Source organism: Kribbella turkmenica (assembly GCF_004348725.1).
GTDB classification, from domain to species: domain Bacteria; phylum Actinomycetota; class Actinomycetes; order Propionibacteriales; family Kribbellaceae; genus Kribbella; species Kribbella turkmenica.
Genome location: NZ_SMKR01000175.1, coordinates 1 through 15,488, shown reverse-complemented (window position 1 = coordinate 15,488; position 15,488 = coordinate 1). Strand labels below are relative to the sequence as shown.

General features: G+C 70.1%; 12 protein-coding genes. 1 reads left to right on the top strand and 11 read right to left on the bottom strand.

Translation table 11 applies throughout. The annotated features are described in order from the left end of the window. Positions 1–150 precede the first annotated feature (150 nt). The 9 genes from E1218_RS29770 to hemL all read right to left on the bottom strand — a co-directional run bounded on the left by E1218_RS29770 (position 151) and on the right by hemL (position 8,810). Entirely contained in the window at positions 151–1,719 is a 1,569-nt protein-coding gene (locus E1218_RS29770) for an MFS transporter (RefSeq protein WP_132326235.1), read from the bottom strand. A gap of 60 nt (positions 1,720–1,779) precedes the next feature. Further along, entirely contained in the window at positions 1,780–2,382 is a 603-nt protein-coding gene (locus E1218_RS29765; protein WP_233712564.1) for a TetR-like C-terminal domain-containing protein, read from the bottom strand. Positions 2,383–2,661: 279 nt separating this feature from the next. Beyond that, positions 2,662–2,913, bottom strand: a complete 252-nt coding sequence (locus E1218_RS29760; protein WP_132326231.1) for a DUF4229 domain-containing protein — start codon at positions 2,911–2,913, stop codon at positions 2,662–2,664. A 1-nt stretch (position 2,914) separates the two neighbouring features. Continuing rightward, the gene (gene ccsB, locus E1218_RS29755) at positions 2,915–3,913 is read right to left on the bottom strand and encodes a c-type cytochrome biogenesis protein CcsB (RefSeq protein ID WP_132326229.1); all 999 of its coding nucleotides are present in this window, start codon (positions 3,911–3,913) and stop codon (positions 2,915–2,917) included. After that, positions 3,910–5,487, bottom strand: a complete 1,578-nt coding sequence (resB, locus tag E1218_RS29750) for a cytochrome c biogenesis protein ResB (RefSeq protein WP_132326227.1) — start codon at positions 5,485–5,487, stop codon at positions 3,910–3,912. The genes ccsB and resB overlap by 4 nt, the downstream gene beginning before the upstream one ends. 1 nt (position 5,488) lies before the next feature. Further along, positions 5,489–6,232 (bottom strand): cytochrome c biogenesis CcdA family protein, encoded by a 744-nt coding sequence (locus E1218_RS29745; protein WP_132326225.1) that lies wholly within the window; start codon positions 6,230–6,232, stop codon positions 5,489–5,491. Further along, the gene (locus E1218_RS29740; protein WP_132326223.1) at positions 6,232–6,804 is read right to left on the bottom strand and encodes a TlpA family protein disulfide reductase; all 573 of its coding nucleotides are present in this window, start codon (positions 6,802–6,804) and stop codon (positions 6,232–6,234) included. Before E1218_RS29740 ends, E1218_RS29745 begins: the two co-directional genes overlap by 1 nt. After that, a complete protein-coding gene (locus E1218_RS29735) occupies positions 6,804–7,427 on the bottom strand; it encodes a histidine phosphatase family protein (RefSeq protein ID WP_233712565.1) in 624 nt (207 codons plus the stop codon). Before E1218_RS29735 ends, E1218_RS29740 begins: the two co-directional genes overlap by 1 nt. A gap of 60 nt (positions 7,428–7,487) precedes the next feature. Continuing rightward, positions 7,488–8,810, bottom strand: a complete 1,323-nt coding sequence (gene hemL / locus E1218_RS29730; protein ID WP_132326219.1) for a glutamate-1-semialdehyde 2,1-aminomutase — start codon at positions 8,808–8,810, stop codon at positions 7,488–7,490. A gap of 253 nt (positions 8,811–9,063) precedes the next feature. Between hemL and E1218_RS29725 the strand changes: the two genes are divergently transcribed. Continuing rightward, entirely contained in the window at positions 9,064–10,428 is a 1,365-nt protein-coding gene (locus E1218_RS29725; RefSeq protein WP_132326217.1) for a lytic murein transglycosylase, read from the top strand. A 107-nt stretch (positions 10,429–10,535) separates the two neighbouring features. On the opposite strand, the gene E1218_RS29720 is transcribed toward E1218_RS29725, so the two are convergent. Both E1218_RS29720 and E1218_RS29715 read right to left on the bottom strand, forming a co-directional pair. Beyond that, entirely contained in the window at positions 10,536–14,225 is a 3,690-nt protein-coding gene (locus tag E1218_RS29720; RefSeq protein ID WP_132326215.1) for a S8 family serine peptidase, read from the bottom strand. Between the two features lie 237 nt (positions 14,226–14,462). Continuing rightward, positions 14,463–15,422 (bottom strand): LLM class F420-dependent oxidoreductase, encoded by a 960-nt coding sequence (locus tag E1218_RS29715; protein WP_132326213.1) that lies wholly within the window; start codon positions 15,420–15,422, stop codon positions 14,463–14,465. Positions 15,423–15,488: the final 66 nt, after the last annotated feature.

Here is a 15,488-nt window from a genome sequence, read left to right as displayed (position 1 = left end):
CTCAACGCCCGACCACGCAAAACGCTCAGCTGGGACACCCCAGCCGAGCGCCTGCGTGATCTACTCACCACCTAGAAACCAACACGGTGTTGCAACGACCCCCTGAAACCGCCCCCCTCCCGGGAAGCGGGCCCTTCGAGTTGCCGGAGGTCAGCCCCTGTGGACCGGACCGGACTGGCCGTCGGTGGCCAGGTCCTTGTGCTTGATCGAGAGGCCGACGACGGTGACGACGGCCGCGCCCAGCATCAGGAAGGTGGACCAGAGGAACGCCCGGGTGAACCCGTGCGTGGTGGCCACCGCGGTGAACTGGCCCTCGAGCTGCTTCAGCTGCTCCGGCGACGAGCCGGACTGCGCCGCCTTCTGCAACCCCGGCGCGAGCTCGGTGAACCGGTCCTTGATCGCGCTGGTGGAGATCGTGCCGAGCAGCGCCAGGCCGACCGCACCACCGATCTGCTGGACCGTGTTCAGTACGGCGGAGCCGACACCGGAGTCCTCGTTCGCCACACCGCTGACCGCGGTCAGGGTGAGCGGGACGAAGATCAGCCCCATGCCGAACGACAGCAGCAGGATGAACGGCAGCAGGTGCGTCAGGTACGCCGAGTCCACCTCGAGCTGGCTGAACCCGAACATCCCACCGGCCGCCAGCACGCCGCCGGCACCGGAGATCCAGCGCGGGTCCATCCGGGACACGAGCGTCGAGGCGACCTGCGCGGCGGCCACGATGCCCAGGCTGAACGGAAGGAAGGCGAAGCCGGTCTTGATCGCGCTGTAGCCCATGATGTTCTGCACGTAGATGCCCAGGAAGTAGAACATCGAGAACATCGCGGCCCCGACGACCAGCATCACGAAGAAGCTGATTCCACGGGTGCGGTTGGCCAGAATCCGGAACGGCATCAGCGCGTGCCGCGACCGCGCCTCGATCCCGAGGAACACCGCGATCAGCGCGAGACCGCCGAGGATGTAGGTCAGCGTTGCGGTGTCTCCCCAGCCTTCGGTGGCCGCGTGGGTCAGACCGTAGACCAGTGAGGTGAGACCGAGCGTGCCGGTGATCGCACCGGGCAGGTCGAACTTGCCGGTCTGCCGCGGCGACTCCCCGAGGAACCGGAAGGCCAGTACGGCGACGATCAGGCCGATCGGCGTGTTGATGAAGAACGTCCACCGCCAGTCGGCTTCCGTCAGCGCGCCGCCGAGGATGAGACCGACCGCCGCTCCGGCCCCGGACATCGCGGCGTACACACCCATCGCGCGGTTGCGCTCCTTGCCGGCCGGGAAGGTGGTGGTGATCAGCGCCAGCGCGTTCGGCGAAGCGGCGGCGGCCGCGATCCCCTGCAGGATCCGGCTGGCCAGCAGCACGCTCTCGCTCTGGGCAATACCGCCGACGAACGAGGCCAGGCCGAACAGGACGACACCGAAGACGAACACCTTGCGGCGGCCGACGATGTCACCGATGCGGCCGCCGAGCAGCAGCAGACCACCGAACGCGAGCGCGTAGGCGTTCACCACCCACGGCAGGTTCGCGTTGCTGAAGCCGAGCTCGGTCTGGATGTGCGGGAGCGCGATGTTGACGATGGTGCCGTCCAGCACCACCATCAGCTGCGCCATGCTGATCAGCGCGAGCGCGATCCCGAGGTTGCGGTGCCCGTGGCCGTTGCCGGCCTCGGGCACCGGGTCGACCGGCCGGTTCTCCGGCGGATCGGCCTTGGCGACGTCTTCGGACATAACGAATTTCCCCTCTTGGCGTAACTACGTCTGGTGGCATGCGGACCGGCCCCTCACCGGTCAGCTCGTCTGCGACCCCCGCGCCGCAGGCAGGATCACGTTGTCGATCACTCGCAGGATCAGGTCGTCGGTGGGCGGGACGCCGAGGATGTAGGCGTGGTGCACGATGAGCGCGGGCAGCGTCACCGACAGCAGTTCGACGTCGACCCCGGGGCCGATCTCGCCGCGCCCGACCGCGCGCTCGTAGACCTTGCGGGTCACCTGCATCCGCGGCGCCAGGAAACGCTCCTGGAACGCCTTCTGCAGGTCCGGGTCGCGGTGCAGCGCGGTGACCAGGCCGGCGATCACCGACATCGGCATCTCGTCGGTGAAGCCGCCGTTCCCGCAGGACATCGAGACCAGGTCGCCACGCAGGCTGCCGGTGTCGACATCCTCCGGCAGCGGGCAGCCCTTGGCCCGGCTGATCGCGTCCACGACCAGGTCCGCCTTGGTGGACCAGCGCCGGTACAGCGTCGCCTTGCTGGCCTTGGCGGCCGTCGCCACCGCGTCCATCGTCAGCCGGTCGTACCCCAGCTCGGCCACCACGGCCACGGTCGCGTCGAGGATCTCCTCCTCACGGCCACCTTCGACCCGGGGCCGCTGGCGCACTGCTGCTGACTCCACCACTCATCACCCTGTGTGAACATATCGTCACGAATAGAACGAAACGGTTTCGTTTCATCGATCACTTTACGACTCATGTGAAGGAATGCACAAAGGATTTTCCGGAGATTTCCGACGTGGCCTACGTCACTCTCCGTACCAGTGCGGCCGGTGGTACGACGTGATCACGCGGGGGTTGTGCCCACAAACCGGTGGGCTCGGACAGGAAATAACCTGTGCGAGCCCACGAGTAGGTGGTCAAGCCCCCGACAAGGTGCCGCCGGGACGCCGGTCAGACCGTCAGTCGTCGTCCTCGGCCGCGCGGGCCTGCTCGAGGCGGTGGGACATCCGCGCGGCGCGGTCCTCGATCTTGCCGGCCAGGCGGTCGCGGGCGGCCCGCAGTACGAAGATCGACAGGATGGACGAGACGATCAGCGCGAGCAGGAGCAGCGGGAAGAGCGTCAGCCAGTTGTTCAGGGCGAACCAGAGCACGGCGAAGCAGGCGGCGAACAGGGCCGCCCGCAGGCCTGTGTAGATGGCGAACTCCTTCATCTCACACCCCAGCGTAGGAGTGCAGACCCGAGACCAACAGGTTGACTCCGACGAAGTTGAAGATGAAGACGAACCAGCCGACGATCGCGATCACCGCGGCCCGGCGGCCACGCCATCCGGCCGTCGCGCGGGCGTGCAGGTAGGCGGCGTACACGACCCAGGTGACCAGCGACCAGACCTCCTTCGGGTCCCAGCCCCAGTACCGGCCCCAGGCGTACTCCGCCCAGATCGGCCCGGCCACCAGCACCCCGAAGGTCCACAGCGGGAAGGCGAACGCGAGCACCTTGTACGCCGTGCCGTCCATCGCCTCGGCGCTCGGCAGCCGGCGCAGCGAGGCCGACATGGTCCCGCCGGACAGCACACGCCTCTCGGCGCGGGCCTTGATCAGGTGGAGCACCGACACCAGGCCGCCGACGGTGAACGCGCCGCCGGAGATCGCCGCCGCGGACACGTGGATGACTAGCCAGTACGAGTGCAGCGCCGGCACGAGCGGCCCGGCCGGGGTGTACAGCGCGAGCGTCGCCAGCCCCAGGACGGCGGCCACCACGAGCGTCACGCCGAGACCCAGCCACTGCAGCCGGTATCGGTGCACGAAGACCAGGTACACCGCCGCGACCGCGAGCGACGAAGTGATCGTGAACTCGTACATGTTGCCCCACGGCACCCGCTCGGCCGCGAGACCACGCGTCACCACACCGCCGAGGTGCAGCACGAACGCCAGCCAGGTCAGCAGCAGCCCGATCCGGCTGGCAGCCGCGATCCGCTCGGACCGGCCGGTGGAGTCGTCGGCCACCGCGTCGACCGTCGTACCGGTGGAGCCACTGGCGGCCGGCTCGCCGTCGGAGGCGACCAGGACCTCCTCCTTGACCTCCGCCGCGTTGACCACCGCGGAGCGGCCCATCGCCCACTCCAGGGCGTGCGACACCATCGCCAGGGCGTAGACGACAGTGGCCGTCGGGACCAACAGGTTGGAGACTTGCGCGAAGGTCTCCGGGCTCATGGCTGCTCCTGCTTGCTCGATGGAACGGGTCTCAGCTTGTCGGTGATCGCCTGGAGCTCGTCGCCGAGGCCGCGCTCGGGTCCGCGGTCCAGCCCCGCGACCTCGACCACGGTACGCCCGTCCTCGGTCCGGACGCGCACCCAGGTACGGCGGGGATGCACGAACAGCGAGCCCATCAGCCCGAGGATCGCCAGCAGGATGCCCGCCAGCGCGAGATCCGTGCCCGGGGTGTGGCTGACCTGCAGCTTCACCCAGCGGCTGTAGCCGTCGAAGGTGATCGAGCCCATCTTGTCCGGCAGCGTCCTGCTCTCCCCCGGCGCCATCATGAACCGGAGCTTGTCGCCGTTCTCCTCGAACTGCGTGAGCTTCGTCTTGTCGAGCTGGTACACCGACTCCGGCTTCCCGGTCTCCGGGCGCGGCCGGCCGTAGTACGCCGTCATCACCAGCTTCGGGTCCAGGTCGTCGGGGAACACCGAGACCGGGCCACGCTGGTCGATCACCGCGGTCGGCAGGAAGAAGCCCTCGAAACCGAGCTGGGCCGGCCGGGCGTCCGGGGCCTTGATCACGCCGAACGACGAGAAGTTGCCGTCCTGCGGCAGGAACGGCGCCGGCCCGGAGAACGCGACCTTGCCCTCCCCGTCCCGCACCGTCACCTTCGGCGCGTAGCCGTGACCGAGCAGGTAGACACTGCTGCCGTCGAGTTTGAGCGGGTGGTTCACCCGCAGGTCGTACGACTTCTCCGGCGCGTCCGGCGTCTCCTGGTAGGTCAGCTGCGCGTTGAACTCGCGGGCGGCACCGCGCTGCGGCCCGTCCACCTGGAACTTCGCCTCGAACTCCTTCACCGTCAGCGAGAACGGCGGCAAGGAGTCCTCGCTGAACACCCGGCCCGGCGCGAAGTCGTCGTACTGCGCCAGCGAGTTGGAGAACCCGTTGCCCACGACAACCAGCACGGTGCCGCGGTAGCCGAACAGCGAGCCCCAGGCGACGCCGATCAGGGCGAGGATCAGGGAGAAGTGGAAGAGCAGGTTGCCGGCCTCGCGCAGGTAACCGCGCTCGGCCGCGACCGCGCCGTCGTACGCCTGGACCCGGAAGCGGCGCTTCTTCAGCTGACGGGTCGCCACCTCGAGCACGTCGCCGGGACCGTCGACGGTGAAGGTCTGGTAGCCGGCCAGCCGGTGCAGGTTGCGCGGAGGCTTCGGCGGGCGGGCCCGCAGCGCCTTCAGGTAGACGCCGAGCCGGGGCACCACGCACCCGATCAACGAGATGAACAGCAGCAGGTAGATGGCCGAAAACCAGGCCGACTTGTAGACGTCGAAGAGTCCGAGCTTGTCGTAGATCGGCCCGAGCTCCGGATGCGCCTCGAGGAAGTCGGCCACCGCGATCGGGTCGATGCCGGTCTGCGGGATCAGCGATCCCGGGACGGCGCCCAGGGCCAGCAGGAAGAGCAGCACCAGCGCGGTCTTCATCGACGTGAGCTGGCGCCAGGTCCAGCGCAGCCAGCCGGCCAGGCCGAGCGCCGGCGGCTCGTTCGGCGGTTCCGGCGGCGCGGCCGCCCGGTCCTTGACCTCGGTCACCTCACACCGCCGACCCGAAGTTGCTGACCCACTGCCTGAGATCGGCGGTCATCGAATCCCATACTCCCGTCAGCAGCAACAGTCCCACGGCGATCATCAGCACGCCGCCGATCCGGATCACCAGCACCTGGTGCGCCCGCACCCAGGCCACCGCGGCCAGCATCCGCCGGAACGCCAGCGCCGCGACGATGAACGGGATGCCCAGCCCGAGGCTGAACACCGTCGCCAGCGTCGCACCGCGCCCGGTGCTGCCCTCGGTGGCGGCCAGGGTCATCACGGTCCCGAGCGTCGGCCCGATGCACGGCGTCCAGCCGAACCCGAACAGTACGCCGAGCAGCGGCGCGGCCGCGATCCCGACGGCCGGCACCCGGTGGACACGCACGTCCTTCTGCAGGAACCCGAACCCGCCGAGGAACACCAGCCCCAGTACGACGGTCAGCGCCCCGAGCACCCGGGTGATCGCGGTCTGGTGCTCGAGCAACGCGTCCCCGGCGGCCCCGAAGACCACGCCGGTGAGGATGAAGACGGCCGAGAACCCGGCCACGAACAGCGCCGTCCCGGCCAGCATCCGCCCGCGCTGCCTCGACCCGAGCTCGGCCGCGGACAGCCCGGTCACGTAGGACAGGTAGCCGGGCAGCAGCGGGACGACGCAGGGCGAGAAGAACGAGATCGTGCCGGCCAGCACCGCGATCGGCAGCGCCAGCAGCATCGAGCCCGTCATCGACTCGGCGAACCACTCACCCATCAGCCCGAGGCGTCCTTCACCATGCCCAGCAAGGTCTGCTTGGTCACCGGGCCGAGCACGCGGGAGGCGACCTTGCCGTCCTTGTCGATCACCAGCGTGGACGGGATCGAGCTGGCGGAGATCTTCTGGCCGCGGAACTTCAGCAGCAGCTTGCCCTGTGGGTCGTAGATGCTCGGGTACGGCACCTTGAACACCTCGACGAACTTCTTCGGCGCGGCCGTGTCCAGGTCGCGGGTGTTCAGCCCGATGAACTGCGCCGACCCGCCCAGCTCGGTCGCGGCCTCGGCGAACGCGGGCGCCTCCTCGCGGCACGGCCCGCACCACGAGCCCCACACGTTCAGGACGACGACCTTGCCCTTCGCGTCGGCCAGCTGCCACAGCTTCCCGTCCAGCGTGGTCCCGCCGAAGTCGGGCGCGGCCGCCCGTTCGCCCGGCGGGAAGGACGCCACCCGGCCGTTGCCGCTGACGAAGCCGGTCTGGCCCTCCCGGTTGTCCGACGCCTGCTGTCCCGACGAGCAGGCGGTCGCGGCCAGCAGCACCGCGGCGGCCAGGATCGCAGTCCGCCGGACCATCACGCGCCGCCGACGAACTTCTTCGGGTTCCGCACCGGCAGCAGGTCCTTCGCCGGCTCGGCGTACCCGACCGAGACGATCGACTCGCCGTGGAAGGTGAACGACGTCAGGCTGGCCAGGCTGCACTGCCTCCGGCGCGGGTCGTGCGGCAGCCGGCGGCCCTCGATCGCGGACCGGACGATCCAGATCGGCAACTGGTGCGAGACGATCAGCGCCTCGTGCCCGGCCGCCTTCTGCCGGGCGGTCTCGATTGCGTCCCGCATCCGGCGGACGATCTGCTGGTACGGCTCGCCCCAGGACGGCTTGATCGGGTTGCGCAGCAACCACCACGCGCTCGGGTTCTTCAGCGCGCCGTCACCGACACCGAACTTCCTGCCCTCGAACAGGTTGGCGGCCTCGATCACCCGCTCGTCGATGTCCGGGGTCAGGCCGAGGGTCTTGGCGATCGGCTCCATCGTCTCCTGGGCCCGCTCCAGCGGCGAGCTGACCAGGTGAACGATGTCCCGGCCGGCCAGGTGCTCGGCGACCCGGTCGGCCATCTTCCGGCCGAGCTCGGACAGGTGGAAGTCGGGGATCCGGCCGTACAGCACCCCAGTCGGGTTGTGCACCTCGCCGTGACGCATCAGGTGCACGACCGTCGTTTCGGTCACCGCTGCCCATCCTTCACAGTTCTGCACTGCCCTTCAGTGTTGGATCGCGGCCGCCGCGCGGGCGGCCAGGGCGAGGGCGGACTCCAGCTCGGCCAGCGCATCGTCGTCGATGGCCGCGCTGACGAACCAGGCCTCGAACGCACTCGGCGGCAGGTAGACCCCGGCCTCCAGCATGGCATGGAAGAACGCCGCGAACCTGGGCAGCACCTGGGCGTTCGCCCCGGCGAAGTCCCGGATCTCGGCAGGTCCCTCCGAGGACTCCACGAAGAAGACGCTGAAGAGGTTCCCGGCCGCCTGGATGACGTGCGGCACACCTTCCTTGTCCAGCGCGGTGCCGACCAGCCGCTGGATCGTGGCCGAGGTCTCGTCGAGCCGGGCGTACACCTCGTCGGTCGCCAGTCGCAACGTGGTCAGGCCGGCCGCGGTGGCGACCGGGTTCCCGGACAGCGTGCCGGCCTGGTAGACCGAGCCCTCGGGGGCCAGGTGGGCCATCACGTCGGCCCGGCCGCCGAACGCGGCGGCCGGGAAGCCGCCGCCCATCACCTTGCCGAACGTCATCAGGTCCGGCCGGACACCGTCCACGCCGTACCAGCCGGAGCGCGTGATCCGGAAGCCGGTCATCACCTCGTCGGAGATGAACAGCGCGCCGTTGTCCCGGCAGGTCCGCGCCAGGAACGCGTTGAAGTCGTCGCGCGGCGGGACCACGCCCATGTTGCCCGGCGAGGCCTCGGTGATCACGGCCGCGATCTGGTCGCCGTGCTCGGCGAAGGCGGCGGTGACGGCGGCCTGGTCGTTGTACGGCAGCACGATCGTGTCCGCCGTGGTGGCCGCGGTGACTCCCGGTGTCCCCGGGATGCCCAGGGTGATGACGCCGGAACCGGCCTGGGCCAGCAGCGCGTCCACGTGACCGTGGTAGCAGCCGGCGAACTTGACGATCTTCGCGCGCCCGGTGAAGCCGCGGGCCAGCCGGAGCGCGGACATGGTCGCCTCGGTCCCGGACGAGACCAGCCGGACCTTGTCGACCGGGGTCCGGGCGACGATCTCCTCGCCGAGCAGCACCTCGGTCGCGGTCGGCGTCCCGTACGACGTACCGCGGGAGACGGCGGCCTGGACCGCGGCGGTCACCTCCGGATGGGCGTGACCGAGCAGCATCGGCCCCCAGGAGCAGACCAGGTCGAGGTAGCGGTTGCCGTCGACGTCGGTGATGTGACATCGGTCACCCGATGCCATGAAACGCGGCACGCCGCCGACGGCGCGGAACGCACGCACGGGAGAGTTGACTCCGCCCGGGGTGACTGCGGAGGCCCTGTCGAAGAGCGCGGCGGACTGTTCAGTGTGGTCGGGCACGACCGCCATTCTCCCCGACGGACCAGTCGATCCGGTGGGCGGGCAGGGTCGATCGGCCCCGATCGCCGGGCGCCAGGGGGTTCACAGGCACGTTGTTACGCGCCAGTATGGGTACCCGGTGACCGCTCGTACACGGTCTCGTCCGGCGCGTAACCCACGCACGGGGCGGACGTTAGACCAATAACGGCGGCGACCGAGACGACGCAAAGACCGTCCGCAGCGTGGGGCCGGACAGGTCGATGAGTCACAGAGGGGATCATCGATGGCGAAGGGCAAGCGCCGCGCCACCGGGAGCGGATGGCGTCAGGTGGCGCCGTTGGTCCCGTTGGCGTTGTTCGCGAGCGCGTTCACCGTCAGCGCCACGGACGATCCGGCGGTTGCCACGGCCTCGCTCGAGCAGGGTCTGTCCGGCCCGGACCCGGTCGTCGTACCCGCCAAGCCGATCGTCGCGCCGGCCAACGTGCCGGTGCCGGGGGTGGTCGGCCACGGGGTCGACCCCGGCGAGCAGCCGACCCAGGTCGTCTCCGGTCTGTCCCGCAACGGCATCCCGACGCTGGCCCTGAGGGCGTACTCCCGGGCCCAGCAGGTGATGGCCCAGGTCGACCCGGCCTGTCACCTGCCCTGGACGCTGGTCGCCGCGATCGGCCGCGTCGAATCGAACCACGGCCGCTACGGCGGCAACGCGCTGAACGCGCACGGCGTCGCCGTGCCGGGCATCTTCGGCCCCCGGCTGGACGGCGCCGGGACGGCCCGCATCACCGACACCGACGCGGGTGCGTTCGACGGTGACGGCGCGTTCGACCGCGCGGTCGGCCCGATGCAGTTCATCCCCGGTACCTGGCGGTCGATGGGGGTGGACGGTGACGGCGACGGCGTCCGGAACCCGCAGGACATCGACGACGCCGCCATGTCGGCCGCGGTCTACCTGTGCTCCGGCAAGGGCGACCTGTCGGACGCGGGCGACCTGAACGCGGCGATCCTGCGCTACAACCACTCCCAGCAGTACGCCGACCTCGTGCTGAGCATCGCCAGGGCGTACGCCGGCGGCAGCTGGATCGCGGTCGGGAACGGGACCGAGGACGGCGACCAGGGCATCGACCGGGCCGGCGACCAGATCGGCGACCCGGCCATCGACGCCCCGGCCGACGACAACCTGCCGCAGGCGGTGGACAACCCCACCTACCCGGGGACGGCGAAGCCGACGCCGGGCACCGTGGAGCAGAGCGGCAAGCCGTCCACCGAGGATCCGGCCCCGAAGCCGCCGGCCACCGGCAAGCCGACGACGAAGCCGTCCACCAAGCCGCCCGCGAGCGACCCGACGACTCCGACGCCGAAGCCGCCGACCACGACGACGCCGGCCGCACCAGGTCTGGCGACGCTGCAGACGGCCGCCGGCCTGATCGTCGGCACGGCCGGCAGCACGGTGGCCGAGCTGACCGAGGCGACGCAGTACTGCCAGGCCGAGATGGCGAAGGTGACGATCACCAAGCCGTCGAAGGACCAGCTGCAGAAGTGCGTCACCGCCTACCAGACCGGCGGCACCAAGGCCGTCGACCAGGTCATCCGCAACCTGCTGTCCGTGCTCGGACTGCTGGGCGTCCTCGGTGGAGGGCTGGGCGGAAGCTGACCCACTGACCGGCGCGCCTGCCCCCACCCCTCCCTGGGCGCGCCCCTGGCGACGCCACGGAGCACCTCCCCCCGGCTTCGTGGCGTCGCCCTTTTCGATCGTTCAGCTCACCGGACGGCCCAGGCCCTCTCGATCGTCTGGCTGATCCGGTTGCCGGCCAGGTCGGTCGCCGTCACCCGCAGGTTCGCGTACTGCGCCCCGTCCGGAGCGCCCGGGATCAGCGCGCCGACCGTGCCGCCTGGTCCGTGCGGCCGGAGCGGCAGTCGCTGCCACGTCGTGCCGTCGTCGTACGAGATGTCGGCGGTGGTCCGGAACAGGCCGGGGCCGCGGGCACCCGGCTGGTAGCCGGGCTTCAGCTGGAGCCGGCCGTCGGCCACCTGGTAGTCGACCTGCACGAGCGGCAGCACCGTCCGCCCGCGGGACGGCCTGGAGTGGAACCGCCACTCGGTGTGGGTCGCCGTCGACGTGGCCGCCCAGCTGTTCGGGCCACGTTGCTGGTCCAGCTTGAGGTCGTACCAGGCCGCCGTCGCCGGGACCGGGAACTGCGCCACCGACCAGTTCTTGCTGCCGAGCTTCACCCCGTTGCTGCTGAGCTCGAGGTTCGTCACGTCGCCGCGGTCACCCCAGCCGTAGGTGTCGCCGTCACCGCTCACGTACTGCGGGATCGCGATCCGGATCGCGTTCTCGAACCGGGCGACCGGCAGGCCGTCGGCCTCGGTGCCGACGGGGTTGTCCGGAATCGCCGGGCGCATCAGCGGCTCCCACCAACGTCGCGTGACCTTCTCGTTCGGGCGGTAGCCGCGAGCGGTCGAGTACTCGAACCCGGATTCGTTCCACTCCCCCGCCGCGGTCAGCTCCTCCCAGGTGACACCCTTGAGGTCGGTCGCAAGGTAGTCGGTTCGCGTAACCGGGCCGGTCACCAGCCGCCGTGCGGACAGCCCGGTGGAGATGCCGGGGAGGTACGCGATCCGTGCGTCCCGGTGCAGGAACCACGCGTCGTTGCGCAGGTAGTCCGTGGTCACCGCGGCCGGGCGCATCGTGCCGACGTCGTACGTCAGCGGGCCCTTCACGGTGGACGGGCCGACGGCCAGGTCGTAGCGGTACGTGCTGTCGAGCAGACCGTCCAGCTGGAACGTCACCGGGCCCTTGGCGAGCAAGGCGAGCAGTTGCTTCCCCTGGTCGGCCCGCAGCAGGTAGAACGGGATGCCCTGCTCGGAGCCGGTCGACCAGAAGCCGGGCTGCTCGTTGTACATGAAGAGCGCCCGGGCGCCGGCGTCCTTCGCCGCCTTGACCTGTGCCTCGACATCGTCGAACGACACGTAGCGGACCAGCGCGATCTTGTCCTTGGCACCTGCCAGCTGCTCCGGCGTCCCGTCGCGGCCGTCGACCACCGGCAGGTTCTCGTGGCCGACGAACACCGTCCGGAACGACGCCTCCCGCGGAGTCGGCAGCTGGAAGCTCTCACCCGAGCCGCTGACGTCGACGGTCAGCTTGGGCTGCGCGAGGTCCCAGCGCTGCACGACCTGGAAGGTGCCGTTGGCAACCTTTCCGAAGTCCTGCACGTAGACGCCGTCGGCGACTCGCTCGTCGTACCCCCAGCCGGAGACCGCGTCGCGGTTCCCGACCTTGCGGTGCCAGGCGATGCCGATGCTCTGCGCGTCCGTGCGCAGCGGCGTCTTCACGGTCACCTTGTTCGCTCCGCGGGCGTCGAATGTGAACGCGCGGTCCCGGTCGATCCACTCGTCCGGGTCGCCCATCAGGGTGACCGAGTTCGTCCAGTCGGCCTCGTCGCCGCCCATCGCGTACGCCATCACGCTGTACCGCCCGGTCGGTACCTCGAGCACCCGGGTGCCGGTCTGGTCGAACGCGATCGCTCGCACGTCGCCGGTGTCCTGGTTCCAGAGCTGGACACCGCTCGCACCGGTTCTCGTGGTCGCCGGCTGACCGTCCCGGCCGATCCCCTTCACCGTCACCTCGTGCATCCGTCCACCGGCCGCGAACCCGATCCCGATCCGGTACGACGTACCGCTGGAGCGGGCCGTGAGCGCGCCGGAGTACTTGGCCGGCTTGGTCCCGAGCAGGTCGAGAGTGACGGTGGCGGACGCCGTACCGCCGGCCGGGATCGTCATCCGGGCCGGGCTGACGGTGATCGCGGCCCTGATGTTCGCCGGCGACCGGGCGTCGACGGTCAGGTCGAGCGTCACCGGCCGGCTCGTGGTGTTGCGGTAGGCCACCTGCCGGGTCACCGGCTTCGGCGCGGCGCCGGTCCAGGACACGTCACCGAAGTACAGGTTCGCGGTGTCCGGCAGGATCTTCGGGTCCAGCGCCTTCGGGATGTCGATCCGGCCCAGGCCCTGCTGATCGGCCCTGGCCGCGGCCGACGGGACAGCGGTCGCGGCGAGGGCGGCCTTCAGCTGCGGCCCGGTCCAGTCCGGGTGGCGCTGGGACAGGATCGCGGCGGCACCGGCGACGTGCGGAGTGGCCATCGACGTGCCGCTCATGGCCGTGTAGTACTCGCCGAGCACGTGGCCCGCTTCGGTGCCGTACGCGCGGGCGGCCGCGATCTCGACACCGGGCGCGGTCACCTCGGGCTTCAGCGCGCCGTCGCCGAGGCGCGGCCCGCGGCTGGAGAAGTAGGCGAGCTTGTCGTCGCGGTCGACCGCGCCGACGGTCAGCGCCTCGGACGCCGCCCCGGGCGAGGCCACGGATTCCTCCAGGCCGGCGTTGCCGGCCGCGATCACGAACAGCGCGCCGCTCTCCTTGGAGAGGCGGTCGACGGCCTGGCTCATCGGGTCCGAACCATCCGTCGGCACGCCGCCGAGGCTCATGCTGATCACCTTGGCGCCCTGCTGGACCGCCCACTCCATCCCGGCGATCGCCTCGGAGTCGTAGCCGCTGCCGCTGTTGTCCAGCACCTTGCCGACCAGCAGGTCCGCGCCCGGCGCGACCCCTTTCCGCCGGCCGTCGGACGCCGTACCGAGGCCGGCGACGATCGATGCGGTGTGGGTGCCGTGGCCGTGCAGGTCCTGGACGGCCTGGTCGGGGATGAAGCTCTCGGACGCGACCACCTGCTTGGCCAGGTCGGGGTGCTTGGTGTCGTACCCGGTGTCGAGGACGGCCACTTTCACGCCGTTGCCGTCGTACCCGTTGCGCCAGGCGGTCGGGGCACCGATCTGTTTCGTCGAGCGGTCGAGGGTCGCGTGCGTGCGGCCGTCGAGCCAGATCTTGCCGACCTGCGTGCCCGCCTTGAAGGTCGTCGGCCCGCTGACGTTGTCCCAGAAGGTCTTGGCGTCCGCCTTCTGCACGCTGACCGCGGTGCTGCCGACGCTCGGGAGCGTACGACGGACGGTCGCCGCCTGCTGAGCCGGTGGGGCACTGCGCAGGGTCGCCGGCGCGGTCAGGAGCAACGGCAGGCGGTCGCTGCGGGCGTCGTCGTACCCCTGGGCGACGAGGTCGGTGAGGTTGAACAGCCGCCGGTCGAGGCGGCCCTCGGTCAGCAGCGGGTACGCGTTCGCCGGGACCAGGGTGAGGTCGCCGTCGAAGTTGCCGAAGTAGTACGGCTCGTCGGTGGTCAGCCGGGCGGAGACCTGGCCGTTCGCGCTCGTGGTCAGCTCGGCGACGTCACCGGTGACCAGGGTGATCCGGTGCGTGCTCGTGCCCGGTGTCGGCCGGTCGGTCGCGGCGGGGCTGCCGCCGGCGGTGTGGCCGGTGGCTTGCGCCGGGGTGGTCGCCAGCAGGGAGCCGGCGACCACCGCTGCGAGCAGGCTCTTCGCGAGACGTGACGATCGGGTAGTCACAGGGGGATACCTCCCGATGCCCCGACCCACGCGAGGCCATCGTCGGGAGCCTGACAGTTGCCCTCAGCCCCGGTCCACGGGAAGCCGTGACGTACTCCCGCCATGACCGGTTCTGGTCACCCCCGCGCGCTCCGCATTCGAGCGGATAACCCCTGGACTTGTGCCTTCTCCCCCCGTATACGAACAGAGAAGGCGCCGTTCGAGGGGATATCCACTCGAACGGCGCCTCGTGGCCGGTCAGGCGAAGCGCTTGGCGACCTGTTCGGCGCGGTCGACCAGGTCCAGGTCGTAGGCCACACCCGGGACGTAGAAGTTGACGTAGTCGGCGCCGGCCTCGAGGGCGGCCTCGACCTTGTCCGCGATCTCGTCCTCGGTGGCGATGAAGTTGTCCCGGTCGAACTTCTCCCGGTTCATCGGGCCGAGCGCCGTCTCGGTCGCCATCTGCGGGTCGTCACCCTTGTCGATCGGGAAGATGTTGAAGTTCGTCGACTTGATGATCTCGTCGTAGTCGCGGCCGACCTTCTCGCAGTGCTGCCGCAGGATCGCGCACTTCTCCTTGATCACCTCGGGGTTGCCGCCGCCGATGTTCGCCGCGTCGGCGTACTGCGCGACCAGCTTCAGCGTCACCTGCGGACCGCCGCCGCCGATCCAGAAGCTCGGGTGCGGCTTGCGCACCCCCTTCGGCTCGTTGATCGGCTTGTCGATCGAGTAGTACTTGCCGTCGTAGACCGGCTTGTCCTCGGTCCACATCTTCACGATGATCTCGGTCGCCTCGCGGAAGGCGGCCATCCGGGGCTTCACCTCGGTCCACTCGTAGCCGTACGCCTTCCACTCGTGCTCGTACCAGCCCGCGCCGATCCCGGCGTACAGGCGGCCGTGGCTGGCGACGTCGACAGTGGACGCGATCTTCGCGTACAGCGCCGGGTTGCGGTACCCGTTGCAGCCGACCATCTGGCCGATGTTCACCCGCTGGGTGTCCCGGGCCAGCGCGGCGGTCGCGCTCCAGCACTCGAAGGTGGTGTTGTCACTGGGCTCCGGCACGGTGTGGAAGTGGTCGAACAGCCAGATCGAGTCCCACGACTGCTCGTCCGCGCGCTTGGCGACGGCGGTCATCGCCTCCCACTGCTCGACCGGATCCGCGATCTGCGCCAGATCCATCTTCCAGCCCTGCGGAACGAAAATGCCGAAACGTGTCATGCCACCATCCTTTCCGCCCACCCCCACCCCGGTCCATCACCCCGACTACTGAATTCCTTCTCAATC

Excerpts from the sequence above, each read along its gene's own strand:
- E1218_RS29725 (WP_132326217.1), top strand. The coding sequence starts at position 9,064 with ATGGCGAAGGGCAAGCGCCGCGCCACCGGGAGCGGATGGCGTCAGGTG.
- E1218_RS29760 (WP_132326231.1), bottom strand. The coding sequence starts at position 2,913 with ATGAAGGAGTTCGCCATCTACACAGGCCTGCGGGCGGCCCTGTTCGCC.
- E1218_RS29740 (WP_132326223.1), bottom strand. The coding sequence starts at position 6,804 with ATGGTCCGGCGGACTGCGATCCTGGCCGCCGCGGTGCTGCTGGCCGCG.
- E1218_RS29745 (WP_132326225.1), bottom strand. The coding sequence starts at position 6,232 with ATGGGTGAGTGGTTCGCCGAGTCGATGACGGGCTCGATGCTGCTGGCG.
- ccsB (WP_132326229.1), bottom strand. The coding sequence starts at position 3,913 with ATGAGCCCGGAGACCTTCGCGCAAGTCTCCAACCTGTTGGTCCCGACG.
- hemL (WP_132326219.1), bottom strand. The coding sequence starts at position 8,810 with ATGGCGGTCGTGCCCGACCACACTGAACAGTCCGCCGCGCTCTTCGAC.
- E1218_RS29715 (WP_132326213.1), bottom strand. The coding sequence starts at position 15,422 with ATGACACGTTTCGGCATTTTCGTTCCGCAGGGCTGGAAGATGGATCTG.
- E1218_RS29770 (WP_132326235.1), bottom strand. The coding sequence starts at position 1,719 with ATGTCCGAAGACGTCGCCAAGGCCGATCCGCCGGAGAACCGGCCGGTC.
- E1218_RS29735 (WP_233712565.1), bottom strand. The coding sequence starts at position 7,427 with ATGCGTCACGGCGAGGTGCACAACCCGACTGGGGTGCTGTACGGCCGG.